Origin of the sequence: Enterococcus sp. AZ062 (assembly GCF_051715065.1) — a bacterium.
GTDB lineage: Bacteria > Bacillota > Bacilli > Lactobacillales > Enterococcaceae > Enterococcus_B > Enterococcus_B mundtii.
Map to the genome: position 1 here is coordinate 1,129,612 of NZ_JBIOTB010000001.1, position 26,082 is coordinate 1,155,693.

Here is a 26,082-nt window from a genome sequence, read left to right on the forward strand (position 1 = left end):
AAGGTGACAAATAATTTTCATTATTATAACGTTTCTCTCGAAACACATAAAAAAATACCTATGCTAAGTATGAAGGACCTATAATCTAAAATTTATTTTTTTCATAAATGGTTATCACGTCTTTTTGGCTATTTTCATTTTTTTGTGAAGTTGTATAATATTAAATAAAACGTAACAGACCTTGTAGATTAAAGGTTTTCTGTTACGTTTTTTTACATACTCTGAACTAAAAATTATAGAACGTATATTATTAAATTTTAAAAATAATTTATATAACATTAAAAAAAGCTAAAGTTTTTTAAGCTTATTTGAGGTTCTCTTGTGAATAAATAATCTAACAGGTATACTTTTCCTCAAATAGAATAACTTGTTAGGCGAGACTCCTAAACAAACATAGGCTATTGCGCAGAAACGTCGAAAGACGCCAATGTGTAAAACAGGAATTGTCGGATTAAGGCTCTTCATAAGATAGCTAAGAGAAATCTTTACGTTGTTTAGTGTCAAAACTCACACGATGAGACTGAAAAGCCAATCGTTTTTTTCGTTTGGCTTTTTTTATTCAAGATGGGTAAGTGACGTATCTCCGCTGTAACACAAAGGAGAAATATAGGATGGGTGTAAAAGACATAAGAAAAATAGATTTGTATTTGCTCGTACCATATCTGTTGATCAGTGTAATAGGATTATTGATGATCTATAGTGCGAGTACGTTTCGTTTGATGTCATTCGATCAAAGTACGAATCAACTTTTAGTTCGACAAATGGTATTTGTAGTGCTTAGTTGGGCAATGATTTTTTTCATTTACCGAGTGAAACCTGCATTCATACTCAACCATCGAATCGTAAAAATAATGATGGGGATCGGTATTGTGGGGCTGATCTTGACTAAGGTACCTGGCATTGGTGTCAATATCAGTGGCGCGCAACGATGGATCTCCATTGCAGGTTTTCAATTTCAACCTGCTGAAATTGTCAATGTCGGGATGATTTTTTATTTAGCTTATTATTTTAGAAAACCCAAGCAATCATTGAATGAATTAAAAAAACCCTTTTTTATCATCGCTTTATGTTCTCTGCTGATTTTATTCCAACCAAAAGTAGCTGGTGCGATCTTGTTGATCATCTTAGCTGCAATCATGATCACGACTGTTCAATTACCAGTTCGCTATATTTTATTGTTTTTTGCAGGACTGTTCAGTCTCCTTTTGCTCCTTGGAGGCATCATTTATTTACTAGGCCAAAATGATCTATTACCAAGTATTTTTGCCCATACTTATGATCGCTTGAGTATTGCCTTTAATCCTTTTTTAGATCCTTATGGAAAAGGATTTCAGATGAGCCAATCTTATTATGCAATGTACAACGGTGGGCTTTTTGGATTAGGTCTGGGAAATAGTATTACCAAAAAGGGCTATTTACCAGTAGCTGAGACTGATTTTATTTTTTCGATTATTTTAGAAGAGTTAGGGCTGATCGTAGGATTGCTGATTCTAGCAATGTTGTTTTCGATTATTTTGCGCTTATTTGTCTTGAGTGCGAATGAGCCAAACCAACAAATCGGGTTGATTTATTTGGGAACAGGGATGCTGTTATTGCTACAGACAAGCATCAATATTGCAAGTATCAGTGGCATGATCCCAATGACAGGTATTCCGCTTCCTTTTATTAGTTATGGAGGATCAAGCTATTTGATTTTATCCATGCTTTTGGGCGTTTGCCTGAAACTGTCCTCACGAGGTAAGCAAAATGAAATTTAAATTTAACGAATTCAACTACGCATTATTTTTACCGATTTTTCTATTTTATCTATTAAGTGTCGCTGTGCAATATGGGGCAGCGGTATATGACCAAATCCCAGTCAGAGGTGTCGTTTTCAAACAAATCGTCTTTTGTCTGATGTCCTTAGGGCTGTTGTTAGTCATCCAACGTGTGAAAACAGTTGTTTTTTTGAAATACTCCCCTTATTTTTATGGGTTTTCTCTAGTAGTGATGGCATTACTACATCGTTTTTATGATCCTGCGATGTTTCAAATCACAGGAACAAAACGTTGGCTTAGGATCGGTGGTTTTTCTTTCCAACCATCTGAACTAGTAAAATTGACCTTTATTTTAGTCATCGTTTATCTGACATTGATCTATGAACAAAATGTAAAGCAACGGACTGTCAAATCGGATTTACTTTATGTAGGTAAGATTCTACTCGTTAGCGTGCCGACCTTTTTATTGATGTACATGCAAAAAGATTTTGGAACAAGTTTGGTTTTTGTCATATGCTTGGGGGCATTATTCATGATTGCTGGGGTCCATTGGAAGATCATGACGACAATGACTGCGATTCTAGTTATTCTCGGGGCCATTTTGATTGCTTTAGTCTTTACTGAATACGGACACCAGATTTTATATCGTCTGAATTTTAAGACTTATCAGTTAGATCGAGTACGCGCATGGGTTGATCCATTTGCTTATAGCCAATCGATTGGGTATCAACAATCACAAAGTTTGCTTTCCATCGGGGCAGGTGGGTTTAGTGGAAGGTCTGAAGCAATCAATCCAATTTACGTTCCTGTTCGCGAATCGGATATGGTATTTACGGTGATTGCTGAAACATTTGGCTTTTTAGGAAGTGTTTCTGTGCTCTTTTTATATTTTTATCTTTTTTATCAAATCATTTATAGTGCAATCGAAACAAATAATAAAGGGAATGTATATTTTGCGATTGTCTTCGTATTTGGTTTGTTATTTCAAGTGTTTGAAAATATTGGAGCTACGATCGGTCTACTCCCGTTAACAGGGATTCCTTTACCATTTTTAAGTCAAGGAGGAACCTCTCTCTTGGTTATTGGCTGTGGTTTAGGCATTATTTTAGGATTTAAAAAGTATGAATGAGAAGTAGAAGGGAAGTTATTATGAAACAGATACCAAAAGGAACATTGGTGGTAGCACTCGTATCATTCGTCTTATTGACGACTTTAACCACACTAGTTATGACAGAAAACACCTTATTCAACCAACTCGATTTAGCCATTTATCGACAGGAGCGATTGATCGAACTCCCAGTATTAACAACATTTTTCAGTTATTTTGCAAAGCTAGCAACGATTATTCCTACTTTATTTTTCACAGGATTGCTTGCAATTTTTAGTTGGCGGAAACAGTACCATAAATTAGCCTTTTGGCAAGTCTTAATGGTTTTGACAGTTAGTTTGATTGGTTACGTGATGAAACAAGCTATCCAGCGGACACGACCTGATGTGGAGCAATTGATTCCTAGATCTTCTTACTCTTTTCCAAGTGGTCATTCGATTTTGTCTATGACGCTATTCTTAGTATTTTTGATCACCATGTACATTATCTATCGTGAGAAAAGGGTAAATAAACTAGTATGGGTGGGGGCTCTTTATCCCTTATTGATTGCTAGTTCTAGAATTTATTTGAGAGTACATTATCCTAGCGATATCTTAGCAGGTTTTTTGCTGAGTTTTTCAGTTGTTTTCTTATGCTATAGTCTATTTTTCTCTTTTATCACTGAAAAAACAGTAAGAAAAAAGCACCAACAAAAACGATTATTCACTAGAAAACAAAAGGTTTTATTGTCTATTATGGCATTTCTTTTCTTATTAGTAGGTTCTGCAGTTGCATATGGTGTTCGCTTTTACTACGATGCAAGACAGACAGTGACTTCGATGCAACAACCGCTACAAAGAGAAACCGTTCAGCGGGAAAAAGATACGCCAGTCAGCATTTTAGTTTTAGGTATCGCCAATAATTCAATTAGAAAAACGGACTATCGTGCAAATACAATCATGTTGGTTACATTGAATAATCAAAAGAAAACAACGACGATCACGAGTATTCCTCGAGATTCTTTCGTAGAAATTGCCAATATGGATGGATTGGTCGATAAAATCAACCATGCCCATTCTTACGGTGGTATCGACATGATGGTGGATACGGTTGAACAATATCTTGATATACCGATTCATCACTATGTATCGTTGAATATGGATGGATTAGAAGCGTTGATCGATGCTGTGGGAGGAATCACTGTAAACAATGCGTTTGAATTTACAGCAGAAGATATCCATTATCCAGAAGGAACGCTAGAATTAAATGGTTGGGAAGGATTACAGTATGCGCGCATGCGAGCAGAAGATCCTGAGGATGACTATGGGCGACAGAAAAGGCAAAGGGAAGTCGTCAATATTTTAGTCAATGAGTTCTTATCTGTGAAAAGTTTATTCAATTATCGCCAGCTTTTAGAGGTAGTCGGTGAAAACGGGACAACGGATATGTCCTTAGATGAAATGCTCGGAATGATGAATGAATACCATTCGGCATTATCCAATATCACGAACCATCAGTTGAAAGGTGAACAATATATTGGTGATGGCATCTTGGGAGAAGCAGGGATCTACTATGAGAAGATACCAGATGAGGAACGGATGAGAGTGATGCAGTTGGTGCAAGAGCAATTAGAAACAACAGGGCAGAACGCAGCGCAACAATAGGAACAATCGATCTTCTCTTTTTTACATTTATAAATGATAAAAAAAGCAGTTGAAATGAACGATGATCGTCATTTCAGCTGCTTTTTTAGGTAAAAATCATCACGCAATCTATTTGCTTGCGTTTATCTTTCATTGATCGGTGTAGCGGCAAATTGTTCGATCAATGGCACTAATGTCAATTTCACTTTGTATTTACGTTCTAAAGCTTTTTCGATCGTAAATTCATTGATAGCAGACATAGAGATCTCTGCTAATTTTCGTGTGTCGTCTTTGACTGTTTCATTGATCACTACAGCATCTGCTGTTTTTTCAGCAGTGAACTTCGGATATTCTGCTACTTGTTTTGCAAAATCATCGAAACTCAAAGAATCTGTCGCTGCTTTTTCATCACTTGTTTTCTTGTCAGTTGTTGCTTCTTCACTGACTGATTGAGAAGTTGTCTCAACTTTTTCAACTTCTTTTGTTGGTGTTTCTTTTACGGACGCGTCATTAGTGACTGGTGTCGCCACAGGTTGAGCCGTTGGTTGATCTTTTTTCATGCGTTGATCATTCCAGTAAGAAACGATCTCAATCAATAGGTTGTCACGGAAACGTTCAAAAATCGTTGCTTCACCAGAACGAATACGTTTCAAGACAGCAGTAAAGTTATCGTCGATTGGTACATTGATGCGTGTATCTTCATTTGCTTGTCCTGCTAAGCCAATGATTAAGACTTGACGGTTTTTAGGATCAAGCATGACTTGCAATGGCAGACCATAACGGCGTAAACTTTCTTCTTCCAATGAACGGAATAATTGCGTGCGAATTCCATCTAAAGAAGGACGGAATTGTTTTAATAATTTTTGTTTTTGTTTTTTCTTCATAAATACTCTCCTTCATTCATACCCTTTCGATTATAAGAAAAAAACGAGCAAATGAAAAGGTTTATCAAGAAAAAACTTTTATTACTTCGATGGAAAAACAAAAAATTAAGTGGGATATTCGACTTTTTACATATTCTAAAACCTAATAAACGGTGGGAATAGAAGTCACCTTCTCGGAAATAAGGCTAGATACTTCTGTCCCGACCTCTCAAAAAGGGGAGCAAAAGTCCATTGACTAATGCTCCCCTAATCTAGTTATTTTTTTGGCAATAAGGCAAAGGTGACTAGTTCAGGTGAATAGATGACCTCATGTCCTTGCCATTGCATCGTCATCAATGAATGATCCAAGCGTTTTTTTATTTCCGCAATTTTTTCATCTCTTGACCAATTTCGAGCAGGAAAATGTTGGATTTTTTCTGGGCGGATCAAAAAGATGAAATCTGGATCAAATGTCTGCGTCACTTTTTCAGATAAACGATTTAAGCGGTCCACGGGGTTCATAGAATATCACTATCCTTTACCTTTAAAATTGTGTAGTATCTGGATCTTTTGCTTTGCCAACGACACCATCTAATTGGTCGATCGTCTTCATTTCTTCTTCTGATAGCTCAAAATCAAATAATTCAGTATTCTCCTTGATTCTGCTTGGTGTGACAGATTTTGGTAATGGTAAGAAACCATGTTGTAATGACCAACGTAGCGCTACTTGGGCAACGCTCTTGTTGTGTGTTTCGGCAATCTCTTGCATTTCTGTGACGTCGAAGATTTTACCAGTGCCAAGAGGGCTATATGCTTCAAGGACCATATCATGTTTTTTCGCGTACTCAACTACAGGTGGTTGCAATTCGCCAGGAGCAAGAAATACTTGATTGACCATTGGCATGATTTTTGCTGTTTTTGCAAGTTCATCTAAGTGATGTGGTAAGAAGTTGCTGACACCAATGGCTTTGATTTTGCCAGCTTCGTATAACTCTTCAAACGCACGCCATGTTTCGGCATTCGCTTCTTGCCAATTTTCGCGGAAAGAAACTGGATTAGGCCAATGGATCAAGAAAAGATCCACATAGTCTGTTTGTAATTTTTTTAAAGACTCTTCGAAAGAGGACATTGCTAGATCGTAGCTATGGTTTTCGTTCCAAAGTTTAGTCGTTAAGAAAATCTCTTCTCTTGGAACACCACTTTCTTTGATTGCTTGTCCGACACTTTCTTCGTTTTTGTACCCTTGAGCGGTATCAATATGACGATAACCGGCAGCTAATGCTTCTTTAACTGAGGAAACAGCAACGTCTCCGTCAGGGGTTTGCCAAGTACCGAAACCGACAACAGGGATTTCATAGCCATTTGATAAACGATAAGTAGATGTTAGTGAATTCATACTTTCAGCTCCTTTGATTTTAGTACACTTTAAGTGTAGCTTATTTTCTAAAAAAAGAAATGTATTTTGTTTGTTATAAAATATTTTTTTGTTCGTCCCATTTTGTCGCTGGTATTTTTGTTTGATTTTCCGTAAACTAGAGAAGAAAGGAATGAAACGATGGATATCTATTTAAAACAAGCAATCTTGCATATTATTGATCGAGAAACAGGATCTCCTGTATTTTCACAACAAGAACTGGATCTTACGAAAGATTTCGTCAGGGACTTTCTACAAAAGAAGATCCAAAAAATCTCTTCTGCACAAACTAAAACAGGGCAACTCACTGAAGAAAGCCTATTTTCTCAAAACTTGAAACAGTGTCAAGAAAATTTTGTCGAAGAAAGTGAGCGTTTAGTCCAACGGTGGTTTGACATCTATGCAGAAAGTGAGGAAGCACCTAGTGCAGATGTCTTCGTTGTCTTGTATGAAGTAGACACTGTGATGTATTTAGCTTTATTGAAAGTGAATTATCGTGATGCTTATACTCACTATGTGGAAGCAGATGAAGCCGGTATTGACAACCGTTTGATTTTGAACCGAGCGATCCTTGGCTCAAAATCTCAAAAAGCAGATGAAGCATTAGCAGTCAATCTGACAGACCTGACGTATGAGTTGATTGAAAAACGCTATGAGTTCTCTGGTAAAAAAGAATGGTACTTTTCGGGAAAAGTGATTGAGAGCGTCCCGGCACCTTCTTTGGAAGACAACGTCAAAGTGATAAAAAAAGTGGCGAAACAGTTAGGCAAGAAGTTTGAAGCAGAAGAGTTCGATATCATGGCGGACTTAAAAGAAGCTGTGTATGATACGATCGAAGAAAAAGGTAGATTGGATCATGAAATGATCGCGGAGAAAGTATTCAAAGAAAATATCACTGCCAAGTTAGCATTCCAAGAAGAAGTCAAAGAACAAGGCTTTATTCCAGAAGCACCACCAGTGAAAGAAGTACAAGAAATCTCAGAGAAAAAATTCGGAAAGCAAAAATTCCGTTTATCAAATGGCATTGAATTGATTGTACCAGTAGACGTTTATCGTAACCCGGATCTGATTGAATTTGTCAATAATCCTGATGGCACGATCTCTGTCATGATCAAAAATGTGGATGAAGTATTGAATCGTCTATAGTTTCTTTTAGATGAATCAAAGAAACCAAATAAAAGTGAATAGTAAAAAAGCAGTCAATATCCACGAAGATCGTTTTTCAAGTCTTGTGGGTGTTGACTGCTTTTTTTTGTGTTGTTTTTTGTAAACTGGTTCATTGATCTAATTGATCTAACGCTTTGTCCGGCACTTGAGAAGCTGTTACTTCTTCCCAACTGATGACGCCTTTACGTGAATTGACTTTTAGTCTTAAATAAGCATCCATTTTTAAAGGACGTTCTCTCGCTTCACGTAAAGTGACTGCTTTTTCTTCTCCTTGTGCGTTGTAAGCATTTTGGTCGTATACATAAATAGAAACGTCCATGTCATTGTCTGCTGAGTCAACTTCTTTTTCTCCGTTAGTGGTGATTTTTGTATAATAAGTTTCACCGCCATAGAAATAATCATAAGCGATAAAGCTTCCTCCTAGGAAAATTCCCAATACAATCAATAATGCTATCAATTTTTTTATCATTTTTTTCACCTCGGATACTATTATTCAACAAAATCTATTATTCGTCTATCGAAAGTCCAAAATTTATCGTATTTATATATAATAATGGCATATTCGCCGTTTTATGTATAAAATACTTAAGTTTTCTGTGAGAACATTTTTCAAAGTTGAGCTTACGATAATCGAATTTTAGGAGAGCTAGTTGCTTTGCTTAAAAAAACACAAATTATATAATAATGTTATGAAAGGTGGTATTAAAATGGAACTGTATTATTTAGTTGGTTTGTTTGGTATAATTTTTGGACTTTATGTGTTAGCAAAAAGAAACAATAAGATAAAACCATTCTTTTCCAAATTAACTTTAGCATTTTTGGTTGTATACTTGATCTGGCGTCTTTTCTACACGATCCCAAATGATGGCGTGATATCATTAACTTTCGGTCTTATTTTATATGTGGCAGAATTTATTGGTTTATTTGTGTATGGTTTTTTTATTTACTTGTTTTCTAATAAGTTGTCGAAAGAGTCCGTGAGAGTTCATTACGATGAGGAGCCATTTCAACCAAGTGTAGCAGCGTTTATATGTACGTATAATGAGGATAATAAATTAGTGATCGCGACTGCTTTGGCTGTCAAAGCGTTACGTTATCCAAATAAGAAAATATATATTTGTGATGATGGTCATCGTGAGGAATTGAAAGAACTTGCAGAAAAATACCATATTGGTTATCTGACAAGAGAAGGTAACGAGAACGCAAAGGCAGGAAATATCAACTATGCACTTTCACAAACAAGTAGCGACTTGATTTTGCTTTTAGATGCTGATTTCATCGTTAAGAAAAATATTATTTACGAGGCTATCGATTATTTTAGAAATCCAAAGGTTGCGTTAATTCAATATCCTCAAACTTTTTATAATAAAGATCCCTTCCAATTATTGAGAAAATCATTTTACAATGAACAGGAATTATTTATGCGTTTTTTAGAACCAGCTCTTTCACGTGAAAATGCGTTGATCCATATCGGGACCAACGCTATCATTCGACGCAGTGCTTTAGAGGAGATAGGTGGCGTCCCAACAAAAAGCATTACTGAAGATATGGCAACAGGGATGTTATTGCAAAATGCTGGTTATGAAACGATTTTCATAAATAAAGCTTATGCTTTGGGAATCACGCCTTATACAGCTCGAGAGCTGTCCTCTCAACGGACACGTTGGGCCCAAGGTACAAAGCAAATATTTGACCATTTTAAACCACGTAAATTTAAAGGGTTATCTCGTATGCAAAAATTGTGTTACTATAATTCTTATTTGTACTGGTTTACTTCATTTCAAAAAATCATTTTTTTATTAGCACCAACTCTTTTTATGGTCTTTGATATATTTATTGTTCGAAGTAACAACAATCAGTTATTATTGTTCTTTTTACCACCGTTTGTCATGATTTCTCTTTCGTTTCGGTTGTATGTTCCTAAAATCAGGAATCTTACTACTTCGCATATCTATGATTGTTTTGTCGCGCCGATCCATACTAGAGCATTGATCAAAGAGTTCTTTCATTCGGAAAAAAAATTCAAAGTGACAAAAAAGGAACTTGTTGACAGTCAATCATTTGATTGGCGAACAGTTTTTCCTCACATGTTACTATTTGGTTGGATCGCTTTCGCATCTATCGTTGCATTGTACCGACTTTATCGAGGAGAAGGATATGAAACAGGCTATATTGTGACACTTCTATGGTCAGTGTATAACCTCTATGGATTATTCTATGCGATTTTGATTGGTAAAAATCGAACAATTGAAAGCGACAGTGAAGCATTGAGCATTGTAACAAAGAAACAACTAAGTTATCTATCCCAATCATTTGAGATGTATCAAATGAGTTATAACGGATTTAGACTTCGTTCCCAAAAATTAGTTACTCCTACTTTTACACCTGGGAAAGCTTATTTATTTATGGATGAGAAAGCTGGACTTAGAATCAATTCGATATGTAAAGAAAATCATGGGAGATATGCGACTTTCTCATTTAACAATTTGACACAAGCTTCTGCAGAAGAACTTGCAAGTTACTACAGTGATCAGTTGAATGCAGCAAAACAATTAGAATTCGATATGGAAACCGATACTTTACAAAGTTGAGAGTATGACCATTACTAATAGAAAACGAACGCTGTCAATAATAACAATAGCGTTATGACAGAGGTCGGCACAGAAGTATTTAGGCTCGAGAAATAAGACGACAGTTACGTAAATTGTTCTTCAAATTTTTGTGGCTGCCGTCTTATTTCCGAAGAGTTTACTTCTGTCCCCGCTGTATATTCCCTTTTAGAATATGCGTGAAGACTAATGTCCTACTCACTTTTTATTGAAATAGTGTATCGAAACACTTTAATTGACTTTGACTAATTTTGACGTATAATAGGGTTTGTTCATAACTTACAAAAAGTAAGTGTAGATGATTTTTTTGAGTTTATGCTGAAAAAAATGTTATGGACGATGAGCTGAAATCATTCAGTGCATAAGACTATTTAGGAGGTTTGTTAATTATGGCAAAAGAACATTTTGATAGAAGTAAACCACACGTAAACATCGGAACCATTGGGCACGTTGACCATGGGAAGACCACATTGACTGCTGCAATCACGACAGTATTAGGGAAAAAAGGCTTAGCAAATCCTCAAGATTATGCAAGCATTGATGCAGCTCCAGAAGAACGTGAACGTGGGATCACCATCAACACAGCACACGTAGAATATGAAACAGATAAACGTCACTATGCGCATATCGATGCACCAGGACATGCGGATTATGTGAAGAACATGATCACAGGTGCAGCTCAAATGGACGGTGCGATCTTAGTTGTTTCTGCGACAGACGGACCAATGCCTCAAACTCGCGAGCATATCCTTTTGTCACGTCAAGTTGGTGTAAAATATTTGATTGTATTTTTGAATAAAGTTGATTTGGTCGATGATGAAGAATTGATCGATCTTGTAGAAATGGAAGTTCGTGAATTACTAAATGAATATGGTTTCCCAGGTGATGACACACCCGTCATCAAAGGCTCTGCATTGAAAGCATTGCAAGGTGACCCTGAAGCAGAAGCTGCGATCAATGAATTGATGGAAACAGTGGATGACTATATCCCAACCCCAGAACGTGATACCGACAAACCATTGCTTTTACCAGTTGAAGATGTTTTCTCAATCACTGGTCGCGGCACTGTAGCATCTGGTCGGATCGACCGTGGAGCTGTTCGTGTCGGTGATGAAATCGAGATCATCGGAATCAAACCTGAAACGAAAAAAGCGGTTGTGACAGGGGTAGAGATGTTCCGTAAAACGTTAGATTATGGCGAAGCTGGAGATAACGTAGGAATCTTGTTACGTGGTATTCAAAGAGAAGATATTGAACGTGGCCAAGTGATTGCGAAACCTGGTTCAATCACACCACATACAAAATTCAAAGCGGAAGTCTATGTGTTGACGAAAGAAGAAGGCGGACGTCATACACCGTTCTTCAATAACTACCGCCCACAATTTTATTTCCGCACAACAGATGTAACAGGTACGATTGTGTTGCCAGAAGGAACAGAAATGGTCATGCCTGGTGACAATGTAACAATCGAGGTAGAGTTGATCCATCCAGTGGCAATCGAACAAGGAACAACTTTCTCTATTCGTGAAGGTGGTCGAACTGTCGGTTCAGGAATGGTAACAGAAATCGAAGCGTAAGTATTTTTATAAAAAAAATATAAAACCTGTGGACAAGGTATTTACTTGAATATCTTGTCCAATGGTTGTAATAGAAGTGTTAAGCACCGATAAATAAGCGAGCAAACTCGAAAATTTTTTTATATTTTTGGGTTTCTCGCTTTTTTTTTGTGGGGGAATCTTCGAACAACATTTTATGAGAATTTAGTAGGTGCAATACGACTAGTATCCTTGCTGCTTGTTTCCATCGATTTTTCTTGTTTTACCATGTCTATAAATTAGTTATAATAAATTTATCTGTGTTTCTAAAAACTATGACAAAAAGTTAAGAGGGGATTCAATGATTTTAGAAAATAAGTTAGGCTTGACCAGTCAAGTTGAGTTGGCAAAAGCGGAAGAAAAAATCAGTAAGCAAAAAGCAAAAAAATTATATGATTCTGGAAGAATAGATGAATTAGAAATTGGAACGTTCAAAGGGTTAAGCGAAATCCATGACTATTTGTTTTCTGAAATCTATGATTTTGCTGGGGAAATTCGCTCAGTAAATAGTGCAAAGGGGAATTTTCGGTTTGCGCCGGTCATGTATTTGGAGTATTCTCTAAAAAATATTGACCAAATGCCACAGTCTACTTTTGAAGAAATCATCAAAAAATACGTAGAGATGAACATCGCTCATCCTTTTCGTGAAGGAACCGGTAGGAGTACTAGAATTTGGTTAGATCTCATTGTGAACTACTCACCACTTAGCTAAACCTACCGGTTTTTAACGCTTGAAGTGGGAGCTTCTTGGGAATAGAGCATACTTGATAGTGTATTTCTTTACTAACAGCGGTGTCTCTTATTTGCCAAGCTATCCCCGTAGTTCCTACGGTTCTTGATTTTATCTAAGCTAATTGTTTTATTCGGAGACCTTCGATCAGAATATTGATGCTTGCGTTTATATCACGGTCATGATGAGCATGACAAACCGGACAAGTCCATTCTCGTATTTCGAGCGTTTTCTTGCCATCTTGATGACCACAATCCGAACAGAGTTGACTAGATGGGAACCATTTATCTACTTTGATGATTTCACATCCATACCAGTCAGCTTTGTATTGTAGTTTAGTTACAAAACTAGACCACGATACATCAGAAATACTTTTAGCTAATTTATGATTGCGTAACATACCTTTTGCATTTAAGTCTTCAATACAGATAGTATCGTGATTTTTGATAATCTCTGTACTTAACTTGTTTAGAAAGTCGTTGCGCTGATTCATTACTTTTTCATGTAGCCGCGCTACTTTTCGTTTTTGTTTTTGATAGTTTTTGGCTTCAAAGAGATTGACACCTTTCTTTTTAGCTAATAATGCACGTCTTGACAACTTACGTTGTTCACGTTTTAGTTTCTTTTCCATTTTTGACGTGAACTTATTATTATCAATCTTTTGACCGTCAGAAAGAATGGCAAAATCAGTTATACCAAGATCAATTCCAATAGAAGAATCGTTTTTAGGAAGTTCAACTATTTCTTCTTTACACAACAAAGAAATATGGTAATTACCACTTGGATGACGTGAGATTGTGGCAGATTTGATAATTCCTTTAGGTTGTCTATGGAGTTTAATCTTGACTAAAGACTTCAACTTAGGAACTTTGATGAATTTATTATCAATCAAAGCTACTGTTCCTTTTTGGTTGTTAGTAGTATAGCTTTGTACAGGATTCTTCTTACTTTTGAATCGAGGAAACCCAACGGATTTATCTCTAAAAAAATTCTTATATGCCTTATCTAAATTAAGTTGTGCATTCGCTAGAGCCAGGCTATCTACTTCCTTCAAAAACGGAAATTCTTCCTTATATTGAGCTGGTGTTGGAAAATTCATTTTTATAGAAGAATCATTTTTAGTTTCTTCATAATTTTTCATTCGGTCATCAAGCATTAGATTGTAGACCTTACGGACACAACCAAAAGACTTAGCAAAGAACATTTCCTGCTCTTCTGTTGGATAAATTCTGAATTTATATGCTTTTAGTCGCTCCATAAGACTCACCTACTCTCTATTTGTGGTTATTACCTTGATTCTGAATATACTTTTTGATGACATCAATTGGTGCGCCACCAGTTGTCAACAGGCAGAAACTTTTAGACCAAAACATTTCTTTCCAAAGATATTGTTTTACTCTAGGATAGTCACGCTTTATCAAGCGTGAACTCGCGCTTTTATAAGCGTTGATGAACTTCGTCAGCTCTGTTTTTGGCTGTGCTTTGAACATAATATGAACATGATCTTTATCATGATTCCACTCAACGAGAGTGATGTGATATGACTCTGCAATTCGTACAAAAGTTATTTTAGCAAATTCAGATATTTCATCATCAATCACTTGTCTACGGTATTTAGTTACCAGTACAAGATGATAATAGAGAAGAAACACTGAATGATTATTAGTATCTAGTTCCATTGTTATATCAGCTCATTTCTTATATAGACTGATTATAACATAGTACAAAATAAAAAGGCAATATGCATTACATGTCGGTTTTCGAGTTACCAACGGTAACCCTCATACCGAACGGCATTCATCACCCACCTATAGAGGTTGGGCGACTTCTGCCTGAATTAAGTTAAAATCGGAGCTACAGAAAGTGGTTGACTGGAATCTAATTGATAAGTCTGATTATTTATCTGCAATGGAACGTAGTCCGATCAATGACTTAGAAATCAGCTATTTGATTTCTAACGCGTTGACGGATAAAATTTCCGATCGTGAACTTTATATGAAAGGAATCGATGTGAGTTATTTTTATGAAGGTTATTCTGAATATACCATTGATGATCTCTAACAGAAGGAAAAAAGGTTTGTGAATAAACAAAAAACGCCTGATTTTGACTAAAACAGCAAAATCAGGCGTTTTTTTTATTTACGAAACCATTTTTTTAAGCCATTCAAAGGCTTTGTTTTTTGATCAACGGGCGCATTGTCAATGATCAATAACGTGATCATCACATAAGCGATCCAACTATCTCTTGAATAAAGTGTATAGCGAGATCTCCAATTGGTGGCATATTTATCTTTGTATTCTCTCAACCCTTGAAAAGAATAGAAATGTGAGCCAAATTCATAGACTAGATAAGCAATCCGTTCTTGGATGAAACTTTTTCTTGAAGTCCCAACATTAGACAAAGGAGCCATACCCAAATTGAACCATTGGATATTTTCCTCCTTCATATATTCAAAAAGATGGATGAATAAATAGTCCATGCTGCCAGAAGGGGCAGTCTCTGGATCATAGCGCATCAAATCAATCGTTCCGATCTTATCATTCGTATAAGTCGGCATGATCGAAGTGAAAGCGACCAACTCATCTTGATCGTTTTTGACGACTGCAATCGGTGCTCGCTGTAAATAGTCTTCTGAGAAGAAACCTAATGAGAAGCCTTTTTCTTTGCGACTGCCTAGCCAACGATCAGAAATGGTTTTAAGCTCAGCCATTTGTTGGGAAGAAAATGGTGGTTGAAGTACCTCAAACATGAATCCTTCTCGTTCGATGCGATTCAGTATCGCACGTGTGCCTTTCATTTTTTTCCCAGAAGTCGTGAAGTCGGCTAACGAAACATGGCCTTCTTCGCCCATTTTGATAAAATCATAGCCAAATTCATGAAGAATCATAACCAGTTCTTCGCTCGTTTCATAAAAGACTGGCAAGTAGCATAAGCGATCTGTTTCTGCGATAAACGCTTCGATCGCTTCTGGAAAATCTTCTTTTTTGCCTGAGGGATCGCCCATCACCACACACTTATTGTTATAACTAGCAAATTGTAACAAGACGGTTGCTTCCCCGTCTTTTTCATAGGTAAACATCCGTTTATCTTTCAAAAATATCAGTTGACTATCTGAATTACCGCCGTAAGTTTCTAAAATCGTAGTGGCGACCGCTTCATCTAACTCTTGTCCAACTTGTGCTTTTTTACCTTGGAGATAGTGGACAAATAAAATCATGATAAAGGCTACTGCTAAAATTGCTAGAAAACCAGACAACCAGATTTTTTCTGAAGGAAATAGAAAAAATGAAATAAACCGATGATTACGATGTGGGAAAGTGGGCATATTATAAACACCGATCACGATATATAAAACGGTCAATGCACCTATGATCAACCCATCGATCGTCAACCATTCCCACGAGTAGATCAATTGATCTCTGAACAATTCATTACGTGAAGCGATCACGATACCTAATAGCAATAGTAAGAAAATAATGCCAGTAGTGCTTAGATCATTCAGCCCAACATAAATTAATGAAACAAGGATCAAAAAAATGGTTGGCCAGTACACACGCTTGACTCTGGCTGCGATGCCTCGTCCCATAATAACAAACAAGAAGCCTAGCAATATGCTTGGAAATTGCATAATAAAATGCATCTTTATAGGATTGATATGATGCAACCAACGAAACTCAGTAAATGCTTGCGGGATCGTTGCTGAAAGAACCAACATGATGCCAGAAAAATACATTAAGATCACCAGGATCTTCCGAGCAATCTGGGTCGCTAATTGCTTTGGAATACCAGAGTATCGTTGGTCGATCGATACACCGACATTTTTAAAGAAGAAAACTAATCCAATGAAAAATGGAATAAAGTAATAGAAGATCCGATAAAGCAAGATCCAGATCACAACGGTTTCTTTAGGGATACCTAGAGCTGATAAACCAAAGATCATCATCACATCAAAACTACCGATTTCTCCTGGGATCATTGAGATGATCCCGATAACTGAAGCAGCGATAAATAGAGGGATTGTTTGCCATAGATCGATGGGGATCTCCATCAAATAGCCGACTGCAAGAAAGGTTCCTAAGACACCCGTCCATTCCAATAAGGAAACGAGTAACAATTGCCCTTGGGATTTAATTGAAAGACCACCAACATAGCCTTCTTTTTTGATCGTGGTAAAAATAAAAACGATGGGGAAATACAAACCACCGGCAATCAACCAAATCCAATACTGTTTAAGAAACGGAGCGACAGGAGTAAAGAAGACCATAAAAAACGAGACTAAACTATACAGAGATAAACCCGCCATCAAAAATAAAAATACTTTAGATAAAGCTTGCATGACTTGTTTGCTATCTTTTCTTTGACCGTAGAGTTCGGATCGTAAACCGATACTGACAAAGCCACCAAATCCAGCAATGTTATTAATAGTATTGATCATCCAACTTGTTTCAAATAAATATAATGGCTTTTGCTTTTGATTTAGTAACTTGTTGAAAATCAAATCATATCCAATCATGGGTAGAATAGAAATCAACCCAATCAAAAACATGACACCAATTTTCCAGAGTGGGATCGTGGAAAATGTTTGAGCTAGTTGGTCCGCAGATAACAAAGTACTGATTGTCATCAATTCACGAATAATAATTACTAATACGGAAATCAAAAAAATCGTTTTGATAAGTCTCAAGTGGCTTTTGAACCACTGAATGATTGGCTTGAACAAAAAATCACCTACTATTTTCAAATTTATTTTGTCAAGAAGTCTAAAACTTCTTGATTGAAGCGTTCTGGGTTTTGGCGAGCTAATTGGTGTCCTTGTCCTGTGACGAGAACAAATGAAGCATTAGGGATCGTTTTCGCTAAATAAAGCGAATGTTTCAGTTTGATGACATCTTTTTTACCGACGATGATCAGTGTTGGACAATTGATTTTTTCTAAATGTTCTGTCGTGAGGCCAATATCATGAAGCAATAAATCGATGACCAATAAATGCTGACGTAAATGTGGCTGGAACAGTGCGCGCAACCAAACAAAGAAATAGTGAAAAGCACTGAGTAGTCGTGAGGACCAGAGAACCCCATTCAACCGTGTATTACCCGAATTTAAAATCAAGCGATTGACCCTATCTGGATAATTGCTTGAAAAAACTAAGGCAAGATTGGCTCCATCACTAAATCCCAAGATATTCGCTTGTGGGATTTGTTCCAGCAGCATGACTGTCAATAAATCATCTGCCATCAAACGAAAATTCAATGTTCCCGCTTGATTTGTCGATTGTCCATGCCCACGACTATCGATGAGATAAATCGTAAAGTATTGTTCTAAAACGGGTACTTGTTCTGAAAAGAAATCACCGCTCCCGTCATTTCCATGTAGTAGCAAGAGGGGAAATCCATGTCCACTTTTTTCATAATAGATGTCAGTACCATCTGCCATTTTTGCAAATTTCTTTTCTCTTTTCACATTTATCACCTACTATTTTGAATTATAACGCTCTTTATCTATTTTATAAATCGAAACTCTATAAAACGAACGATCATTTTCGTAAGGTGAAAGCGAAAATGAAACATTCATTTTTTATTAAATTAAATAAGAAAAAACAGAGAAAAAATAGCCAAGAATGAAAAGAAATAGTAAGATAAAAAAAGATGTCAAATAGCTAGGTGGGTTTGGATGAAGAAAAAAAGAAAATCAATCTTCCGTATGATCGTAGGTCTATTTGTCTTCACGATTCTGGCAACGATTCTTTTTCTATTCGGTAGAACATATCAATCGATCAAGCGTGTAGAAAATTATCAGCCACAGATTTCGTCAGCATTAGAAAAGTATCAAATGCAAGAACATGAGAATCTAGTGAAGGCAATCATACTTACTGAATCAAGAGGAAATGGTGTCGATTTGATGCAAAGTTCGGAAAGTGCCTATGGACAGATGGGGGCGATCACGACACAAGAAGGAAGTATTGACCAAGGAGTCAAATACCTCTCAGAGATGATAGCTGAGGCGAAAGCATTAGGTTGCGATCTGGCGACAGCGATCCAAGCGTACAATTTTGGCAAAGACTATATTGCTTACGTCAACGAAAGAGGCGGGAAGAACACGGTCCGTTTAGCCGAAGAGTATTCTAGGGATGTGTTGAGTCCGCTTTTAGGCAATGACAACAAAAAAACCTATCGCTATTGGCGAATCCAGTCATTATTGTATAATGGTGGGTATTTATACCATAATGGTGGTAATATGTTTTATGCTGATGTGGTGAAGATGAACCAACAGTTTCTTGAATGGTATGAAAATATTTTTTAAGCCTGTTGGATCGAACCAACTGCAAATCAAAGCAAGACGAATAATGAATACAATGAATGGAAAGAAGGAGTGCTTGGACGAGTGGAAGAAAATCAAAAAGTAATGGAGAAAAGAGAGAATACAACGAAAGATTGGGGATTAAGATTTTTCAAAGGAATGTTTATCGGCTCAGGCTTTATCTTGCCGGGAGTGAGCGGAGGGGCTTTAGCAGCAGTATTTGGAATGTATGAGCGGCTGATTTCTTTCTTAGCACATATCACTAGAAACTTTAAAGAAAACGTCTTATTCTTTTTACCAGTCGGCCTAGGCGGTGTCACTGGCGTATTCTTGCTGTCTTTTTTAGTCAGTTTTTTACTAGGGGCCTATGAAACAACGATTTTATGGTTCTTTGTGGGATGTATTGCTGGAACGGTGCCCGCTTTATGGAAAGAGTCAGGAAAAAAAGGCCGAAACAATACAGATCTCATTATTATGGTTGTGACATTTATTTTAGGTTATCTTTTCTTGTTATATGGTGCCCGTTTATTTGATGGGCAAGTAGAACAAAATGTCTATACCTGGATGATGGCAGGCGGTTTGATTGGTCTCGGAATGATCGTTCCTGGATTAAGTCCGTCGAATTTTTTAGTTTACATGGGACTGTATAAAGCGATGGCTGATGGCTTTAAAGAAGTGCGTTTAGAAGTGATCATTCCTATTGCAATCGGTGGAATCGTGTGTGTGCTAGGTCTTTCCAAAGTAATGGACTTTATTTTCTCAAAAGCTTATAGCAAATTATTCCATTTTATTCTAGGCATTGTTTTTGCATCCACGATCATGATCATTCCTACAAATTATAGTGGACTTGGCATTTTAGGTATCTTGGCATGTCCAGTGTTATTCGTTGCTGGTGCTGCACTAGGCTGGTGGATGAGCCGTTTAGAAGAGCAGTATAAGTAGAAGAAGCACAAGAAGAAAAGTCACGTGATCGTTGTATTCAATTATCCAAGTTCTTGATAGATGGTTCGAAGAAACGATTCTCTTCTGTGATTTTTCTAGGTGAAGTATATGGTGAGATAGAAAAATAGAAAACAGATCCGCTGTTTTTTGATTTTTCTATCTTTTTTTAAAATAAAAAAAACGAGTTGTTTTTAATCGTAGAAACAGCTAGACTAATTGAAGTGATTATTTTTGAAAGTTGGCGTGATATGGAAATGAAAGAATTAAAGGGACTTACAGAAAATGAAGTGAGTCAAAGACGTGCCTCTGGTCAACAGAATGATTACCAAGAGGATGCTACAAAAAGTACGAAACAAATTTTCAGCGATAATATTTTAACATTATTCAATTTTTTGAACTTAGGAATAGGACTCTGCTTATTACTAGTTGGTGCTTATTCAAACATGGCTTACTTAGCAATTATTTTTGTAAATATCACCATGGGGATCTATCAGGAAATCCATGCGCGTAATCTTGTGCGCCGGTTATCAATCGTTTCACAGGCGGAAGTAACCGTCATTCGTGATGGAAAAGAACAGATGATCGCAACGAAAGAACTAGTTTTAGGCGATCTTGTCAAAATCGGTGCGGGTGAACAGATTCCCTCAGACTTGCAAGTGATCAGTGGTCGGGCAGAGGCAAATGAAGCTTTACTGACCGGTGAATCTGATTTGATCATCAAAGAGTCAGGAGCAGAATTACTGTCAGGTAGTTACCTGACTAGTGGCTCTGTCTTTGCTACAGTTATTCGTGTTGGGGCAGATAATTATGCTGTCCGCTTGACCAACGAAGCAAAAACACACAAGGAAATTCATTCGGAACTTGTGGAATCGATCCGCAAAGTATCTAAGTTTACAAGTTTTGTGATCATTCCTTTAGGGATCATCTTATTCTTGGAAGCTTTGTTCATTCGAAATGCGTCGATCCAACTATCAGTCGTTGCTTCTGCGGCAGCCTTACTGGGAATGTTACCAAAAGGATTAGTGTTATTGATCAGTATCGCATTGACGACTGGTGTAACGAAACTAGCGAAGAAACGAATCTTAGTCCAAGATATGTATTCTATCGAAACACTGGCACATGTAGATACATTATGTCTTGATAAAACAGGGACGATCACCGAAGGAAAAATGAGCATCCAACGAGTCGAACCCTTAAATAAAACCTATGAAAAAATGATTCCAACCATTATGGGAACATATTTAGCTGAAAGTAGCGATAACAATGTCACGATGCGTGCGTTGAGAGAGTATTTCGAGATTTCTAATCGTTACGATGTCGGAGAAAAATTAGCCTTTTCATCTGACCGCAAATGGGGCGCAATGGAATTTCCTGAACTAGGTGTCGTCTATGTCGGGGCTCCGGAACGGTTAGTGGCAGACGATCAGTTGCCGGAAAGTTTAGTGGAAGCCCAGGCCAACGGGTTTCGTGTATTGATGTTAGGTCTTGCTCCCAATCAAACGTTGTCTTCAGGCGATCCTCAAGGGGTTGAACCGATTGCTTTGTTTGAAATCGATGATCCTATCCGTAAGAACGCGCAAGAAACCTTAGCTTATTTGCACGAAGAAGGGGTAGACTTGAAAGTGATTTCTGGAGACAATCCTTTTACGGTGTCAAATATTGCGCGACGTGCTGGTTTGCCCAACTATCAATCGTATGTTGATCTATCTGATTTGACAGAAGAAGCAGAAGTCAGAAAAGCGGCGCATCAATATACAGTTTTTGGGCGAGTGAGTCCGCAACAAAAGAAACTCTTAGTCAACGAACTAAAAGCAAGTGGACGAACAGTTGCAATGACTGGAGATGGCGTAAACGATGTATTGGCTTTGCGTGAAGCTGATTGTAGTATTGCGATGGCAGAAGGAGACGGAGCAACACGACAAATTGCTAATCTTGTCTTGTTAGATTCTGATTTTACGACATTGCCCGAGGTATTGTTTGAGGGACGCCGAGTCGTGAATAACGTAACGAAAGTTTCAGGTATTTTCTTTATTAAAACAATCTATTCATTTATCTTATCGATTTTATGTGCAGTGACGGCTATCGGATTCCCATTTATCCCGATCCAGATCACGTTGATCGATCTTGCTATTGAAGGGTATCCATCTTTCTTCTTATCATTTGAGAATGATAAACGAAAAGTCGATTATCGCTATCTGCCTACTGCGCTAGTCAATGCATTACCTAATGCATTGCTTGTTGCTTTCAATACTGTGGCGATCTACCTGATCGGTCACAACCAAGGTTGGACATCTGGTGAAACAACGACATTGATGTATTATTTATTGATCGGGATCAGCTGTCTGGCAGTGATCAAAGCCTGCTTGCCATTCAATCCATTGCGGATTTTCTTAGCAGTCACCACAGTGGTCGGTATTTATGTCGCTGCGATGCTTTTCCATCATATATTAGAAGTCAATCTTGGGTTAGGAAATACTTGGCCATATTTTGTTGGCTTTATGGGTTTGAATGTGCTATTACGTTTAGCGTATTGGAAATTAGGCATACAAAACAAATTATTGGATAAAGTAAATGCAAATAAAACTCCTCATACTCATGTGGAAGAAAATGTCATATAATCTAGTATCTATCACTTGAAAAAGTATAGGAATATGGTACAATGAAACATGTATAATTGTGTCCTTTAAAATCGCACTGATTTTCGTTAGTGCGATTTTTTACCGGTTATTCTCCTGAAATGTCTTGTCGATGAGTATGAGATATCAACTAATGCAGGGGGTGAGAATATGGCTCAAAGGATCCCTCAAGAGACTATTGAGACGATTCGTAATCAAACGAATATCGTTGAGGTGATTGGGCAATACGTCCAGTTGAAAAAATCTGGGAAGAATTATTTAGGTCTCTGCCCTTTCCATGAAGAACGTACGCCTTCTTTTTCGGTTGCGGAAGATAAGCAGATTTTCCATTGTTTTGGTTGTGGAAAAGGTGGGAATGTCTTTACGTTTCTTCAAGAATTGGAAGGTCTGTCTTTTCCAGAAGCAGTAGTCAAGGTCGCTGATTTAGAACAGATCCAACTCGAAGATCAGTGGCGACAACAAACGTCAACTGCTCAAACCGGAGATTCAGCTACTGGTAAATTGATTGCGGCTCATGAAAAAGCAGTAGAAGTTTATCATCACATGTTGTTGCACACAAAAGTAGGTGAGCCAGCGTTAAATTATTTACTCGAACGCGGTCTGACCACCGAGTTGATCGAAGAATTCAAGATCGGTTTTTCGCCAAATGAACGCTCATTTTTACAACAAGTATTCCAAAATGAAGACTATTCTGAGGAAGTATTCCAGCAGTCCGGCTTGTTTGTGACCCATGATGATGGACGGATGTCGGATCGTTTTTATCAACGGATCATGTTTCCTCTTCGTAATGGTCAAGGTCGGACGATCGGGTTTTCTGGTCGTTACTTGGCTGGTGAACACGATACAAAAGATCAACCAAAATATTTGAACAGTCCTGAAACGGATCTGTTCAACAAAAGACAAGTCTTATTCAACTTAGACAAAGCACGTAGTGAGATCCGCAAGTCGGGTGAAATCTTACTATTCGAAGGGTTTATGGATGTTATCGCTGCATGGCAAGCGGGTGTCAAGACTGGTTTAGCCTCCATGGGAACAAGTCTCACGACTCAACAGATCCAGCAGATGGAAAAACTGACAAAAGAATTAGTGTTTTGTTATGATGGTGACCGTGCGGGAGTAGAAGCTACGAACCGAGGCATCGAGCTATTGCGTCAAAATAGTCGAATGCAATTATCTGTCGTAGCGATCCCAGAAAAACTCGATCCAGATGAGTACTTGAGAAAGTATGGGGAAGATGCTTTTCAAGAATTAGTTTTACACGGACGAGAAACCATTTTTGCTTTTAAATCGCGTTATTTGAAGCAAGAAAAAAATCTGGAAAATGAAAAAGATAAAATTGAATATCTTGAAGCGGTACTAAGTGAATTGAGTAAAGTTGTTTCGCCAATCGAACAAGACATGTATTTAACGCAGTTATCAGCAGAATTTCAGCTGAGTCGAGAAACGATGCAAAAACAAATACGTGATCTGCGCCGAAAGAATCAACCAACCAAGCAAGAACAAGCTCAACCAACGACAGAGCAGGTGTCCGTAAAATCTGGAACGATCAGACAAAAACGTCCACTATCTCAGGTTGAAAAAGCAGAACAAATGCTATTGTATCGCGCGTTCAAAGAACTTGCTGTGCGTAATCTACTCAAGGAACAAGGGGTTCAATTTATTCATGATACTTATGCAGAAATCTATTTTTTATTTGATGCGTTTGTATCTCAAAATGGAGAATTCAAACTTGCGGAGTTTTTAGACTTCTTGCAAGATGAAAATTTAAGGCGGATAGTGGTCGAGATCGAATACATGCGAATGGCGGAAGAAAGTACGCCGCGTGAGATCCAAGACTTACTGAGAGTGATCAGTAAATCGGGCTTAGCTGAAGAAATCATAACAAAAAAACAGATGCAGCAAGAAGCACGACGTACCGGGAACAAACAGTTAGAATTGGAATTGACGATTGAGATCATTAATTTAACGAAACAGTTAAAACAAGCCGAATAGCTACTTAAAGGGGGCCTTCTTTTATGGCAAATGGAACAGATGTTAAAAAATATGAAGCAGCAGTGGCAGCGTTCATTAAAGAAAATAAACCAAAAGGGCAAGTGATTTATGATGATCTATCAAATAAACTTGCGACACCATTCACTTTAAATGCAGATGAGATGGATAAGTTGATCCAAAAAGTAGAGGATGCAGGTATCAGCGTCGTTGACGAAAATGGTGAACCATCGATCCACAGTCTGAAAAGTGCTGAGAAAAAAGCAGAACAAGCTAAAACAGAAGATCTTTCTGCACCAACAGGCGTCAAAATCAATGATCCTGTTCGGATGTACCTCAAAGAAATTGGCCGCGTCTCCCTTTTAACTGCAGAAGAAGAAGTAGCATTAGCATTGAAGATCGAAGAAGGTGACCAGGAAGCGAAACAACGCTTAGCTGAAGCTAACCTTCGTTTAGTTGTAAGTATTGCCAAAAGATATGTGGGTCGTGGAATGCAATTTTTAGATTTGATCCAAGAAGGAAATATGGGATTGATGAAAGCTGTTGAAAAATTTGACTACCGTAAAGGGTTCAAATTTTCTACCTACGCAACTTGGTGGATCCGTCAAGCGATCACACGTGCGATTGCTGACCAAGCCCGCACGATTCGTATTCCAGTGCATATGGTAGAAACCATCAATAAATTGATCCGTATCCAACGTCAATTACTACAAGACTTAGGAAGAGAACCAACGCCTGAAGAAATCGGTGCTGAAATGGATCTTCCTACAGAAAAAGTACGCGAAATCTTAAAAATCGCTCAAGAACCTGTCTCATTAGAAACACCGATCGGTGAAGAAGATGATTCGCATTTAGGTGATTTTATCGAGGACCAAGAAGCAACTAGTCCTGCGGAACATGCAGCGTATGAATTACTGAAAGAGCAATTAGAAGATGTCTTAGATACTTTGACAGATCGTGAAGAAAATGTCTTACGTTTACGTTTTGGCTTAGATGATGGCCGTACACGTACGTTGGAAGAAGTAGGTAAAGTCTTCGGCGTGACTCGTGAACGTATTCGACAAATCGAAGCAAAAGCATTAAGAAAACTTCGCCACCCATCACGCTCAAAACAATTGAAAGATTTCTTGGAATAATCAAGAAATAATTTTTTAAACGAAAAAAACAGATCATTTTTCTTGAATGATAGAAAACCCTCAAAGTAGGAGATCTCTCCAGCTATTGAGGGTTTGTTTTTTATCAAATGATTCAACTGGTTTTCAACAAAGGATCGTTTAAACAGAGTAGTTCATTACGGTCGTTATTTATTTTTTACTGAAGGACTTATTTGTTTTTTTATAAAATCCTTAGGA

Annotated in this window: 19 protein-coding genes, 2 pseudogenes and 1 riboswitch; of the genes and pseudogenes, 13 read left to right on the forward strand and 8 right to left on the reverse strand. The window is 37.5% G+C overall.

Going from position 1 to position 26,082, the window contains the following annotated elements:
* The first annotated feature begins 359 nt into the window (after positions 1–359).
* Positions 360–527, forward strand: a riboswitch (M-box (ykoK) riboswitch).
* An 84-nt stretch (positions 528–611) separates the two neighbouring features.
* The 3 genes from IGJ00_RS05350 to IGJ00_RS05360 are packed head-to-tail and all read left to right on the forward strand — an operon-like array spanning position 612 to position 4,508.
* Positions 612–1,757: an FtsW/RodA/SpoVE family cell cycle protein gene (locus IGJ00_RS05350; protein ID WP_071866336.1), complete on the forward strand. Its 1,146-nt coding sequence runs from the start codon at positions 612–614 to the stop codon at positions 1,755–1,757.
* Positions 1,747–2,886 carry an FtsW/RodA/SpoVE family cell cycle protein gene (locus tag IGJ00_RS05355; protein WP_272018471.1) on the forward strand — a complete coding sequence of 380 codons (1,140 nt, stop codon included), beginning with the start codon at positions 1,747–1,749 and terminating at the stop codon, positions 2,884–2,886. Before IGJ00_RS05350 ends, IGJ00_RS05355 begins: the two co-directional genes overlap by 11 nt.
* Before the next feature lie 20 nt (positions 2,887–2,906).
* Positions 2,907–4,508, forward strand: coding sequence for a phosphatase PAP2/LCP family protein (locus tag IGJ00_RS05360; protein ID WP_195513879.1), 1,602 nt, complete (start codon positions 2,907–2,909; stop codon positions 4,506–4,508).
* 122 nt (positions 4,509–4,630) lie between these two features.
* Here IGJ00_RS05360 and IGJ00_RS05365 read toward each other — a convergent pair whose 3' ends face one another.
* From IGJ00_RS05365 to IGJ00_RS05375, 3 genes are all read right to left on the reverse strand, one after another.
* Positions 4,631–5,371: a hypothetical protein gene (locus tag IGJ00_RS05365; RefSeq protein ID WP_272018473.1), complete on the reverse strand. Its 741-nt coding sequence runs from the start codon at positions 5,369–5,371 to the stop codon at positions 4,631–4,633.
* A 255-nt stretch (positions 5,372–5,626) separates the two neighbouring features.
* A complete protein-coding gene (locus IGJ00_RS05370) occupies positions 5,627–5,872 on the reverse strand; it encodes a hypothetical protein (RefSeq protein ID WP_071866339.1) in 246 nt (81 codons plus the stop codon).
* 22 nt (positions 5,873–5,894) lie between these two features.
* Positions 5,895–6,746 (reverse strand): aldo/keto reductase, encoded by an 852-nt coding sequence (locus IGJ00_RS05375; RefSeq protein WP_071866340.1) that lies wholly within the window; start codon positions 6,744–6,746, stop codon positions 5,895–5,897.
* Positions 6,747–6,905: 159 nt separating this feature from the next.
* On the opposite strand from IGJ00_RS05375, the gene IGJ00_RS05380 reads away from it, so the two are divergent.
* A complete protein-coding gene (locus IGJ00_RS05380) occupies positions 6,906–7,910 on the forward strand; it encodes a nucleoid-associated protein (RefSeq protein WP_142433596.1) in 1,005 nt (334 codons plus the stop codon).
* A 130-nt stretch (positions 7,911–8,040) separates the two neighbouring features.
* On the opposite strand, the gene IGJ00_RS05385 is transcribed toward IGJ00_RS05380, so the two are convergent.
* A complete protein-coding gene (locus IGJ00_RS05385) occupies positions 8,041–8,397 on the reverse strand; it encodes a YxeA family protein (RefSeq protein ID WP_438844576.1) in 357 nt (118 codons plus the stop codon).
* Positions 8,398–8,638: 241 nt separating this feature from the next.
* On the opposite strand from IGJ00_RS05385, the gene IGJ00_RS05390 reads away from it, so the two are divergent.
* The 3 genes and pseudogenes from IGJ00_RS05390 to IGJ00_RS05400 form a co-directional block, all read left to right on the forward strand.
* On the forward strand, positions 8,639–10,522 hold the full coding sequence (locus IGJ00_RS05390; protein ID WP_438844165.1) for a glycosyltransferase family 2 protein: 1,884 nt from the start codon (positions 8,639–8,641) through the stop codon (positions 10,520–10,522).
* A 407-nt stretch (positions 10,523–10,929) separates the two neighbouring features.
* A complete protein-coding gene (gene tuf / locus IGJ00_RS05395; protein WP_019723509.1) occupies positions 10,930–12,117 on the forward strand; it encodes an elongation factor Tu in 1,188 nt (395 codons plus the stop codon).
* A gap of 319 nt (positions 12,118–12,436) precedes the next feature.
* A pseudogene (locus IGJ00_RS05400) lies at positions 12,437–12,826 on the forward strand (Fic/DOC family protein); the annotation flags it as partial.
* Positions 12,827–12,980: 154 nt separating this feature from the next.
* Here the strand turns inward: IGJ00_RS05400 and tnpB are convergent.
* Together tnpB and tnpA are read right to left on the reverse strand one after the other, a co-directional pair.
* Positions 12,981–14,123, reverse strand: a complete 1,143-nt coding sequence (gene tnpB / locus IGJ00_RS05405; RefSeq protein WP_071866344.1) for an IS200/IS605 family element RNA-guided endonuclease TnpB — start codon at positions 14,121–14,123, stop codon at positions 12,981–12,983.
* A gap of 16 nt (positions 14,124–14,139) precedes the next feature.
* Entirely contained in the window at positions 14,140–14,544 is a 405-nt protein-coding gene (tnpA, locus tag IGJ00_RS05410) for an IS200/IS605 family transposase (RefSeq protein ID WP_071866345.1), read from the reverse strand.
* Between the two features lie 163 nt (positions 14,545–14,707).
* Between tnpA and IGJ00_RS05415 the strand changes: the two are divergent.
* A pseudogene (locus IGJ00_RS05415) lies at positions 14,708–14,926 on the forward strand (protein adenylyltransferase Fic); the annotation flags it as partial.
* Between the two features lie 74 nt (positions 14,927–15,000).
* Here the strand turns inward: IGJ00_RS05415 and mprF are convergent.
* Both mprF and IGJ00_RS05425 read right to left on the reverse strand, forming a co-directional pair.
* Positions 15,001–17,586, reverse strand: coding sequence for a bifunctional lysylphosphatidylglycerol flippase/synthetase MprF (gene mprF, locus IGJ00_RS05420; protein ID WP_195513875.1), 2,586 nt, complete (start codon positions 17,584–17,586; stop codon positions 15,001–15,003).
* 23 nt (positions 17,587–17,609) lie between these two features.
* Positions 17,610–18,326: an alpha/beta fold hydrolase gene (locus tag IGJ00_RS05425; protein ID WP_430608359.1), complete on the reverse strand. Its 717-nt coding sequence runs from the start codon at positions 18,324–18,326 to the stop codon at positions 17,610–17,612.
* 210 nt (positions 18,327–18,536) lie between these two features.
* Here IGJ00_RS05425 and IGJ00_RS05430 point away from each other — a divergent pair, with 210 nt between their 5' ends.
* The 5 genes from IGJ00_RS05430 (at position 18,537) to rpoD (ending at position 25,866) form a co-directional block, all read left to right on the forward strand.
* A complete protein-coding gene (locus IGJ00_RS05430; protein ID WP_104775671.1) occupies positions 18,537–19,166 on the forward strand; it encodes a lysozyme family protein in 630 nt (209 codons plus the stop codon).
* 102 nt (positions 19,167–19,268) lie between these two features.
* Positions 19,269–20,105 (forward strand): DUF368 domain-containing protein, encoded by an 837-nt coding sequence (locus IGJ00_RS05435; protein ID WP_074801234.1) that lies wholly within the window; start codon positions 19,269–19,271, stop codon positions 20,103–20,105.
* Between the two features lie 248 nt (positions 20,106–20,353).
* The gene (locus IGJ00_RS05440) at positions 20,354–22,723 is read left to right on the forward strand and encodes a cation-translocating P-type ATPase (RefSeq protein ID WP_430608470.1); all 2,370 of its coding nucleotides are present in this window, start codon (positions 20,354–20,356) and stop codon (positions 22,721–22,723) included.
* Between the two features lie 168 nt (positions 22,724–22,891).
* Positions 22,892–24,733 (forward strand): DNA primase, encoded by a 1,842-nt coding sequence (dnaG, locus tag IGJ00_RS05445; RefSeq protein WP_071866349.1) that lies wholly within the window; start codon positions 22,892–22,894, stop codon positions 24,731–24,733.
* Positions 24,734–24,756: 23 nt separating this feature from the next.
* Complete coding sequence (gene rpoD / locus IGJ00_RS05450) at positions 24,757–25,866, forward strand: RNA polymerase sigma factor RpoD (RefSeq protein ID WP_010735787.1); 1,110 nt, start codon at positions 24,757–24,759, stop codon at positions 25,864–25,866.
* Positions 25,867–26,082 lie beyond the last annotated feature (216 nt).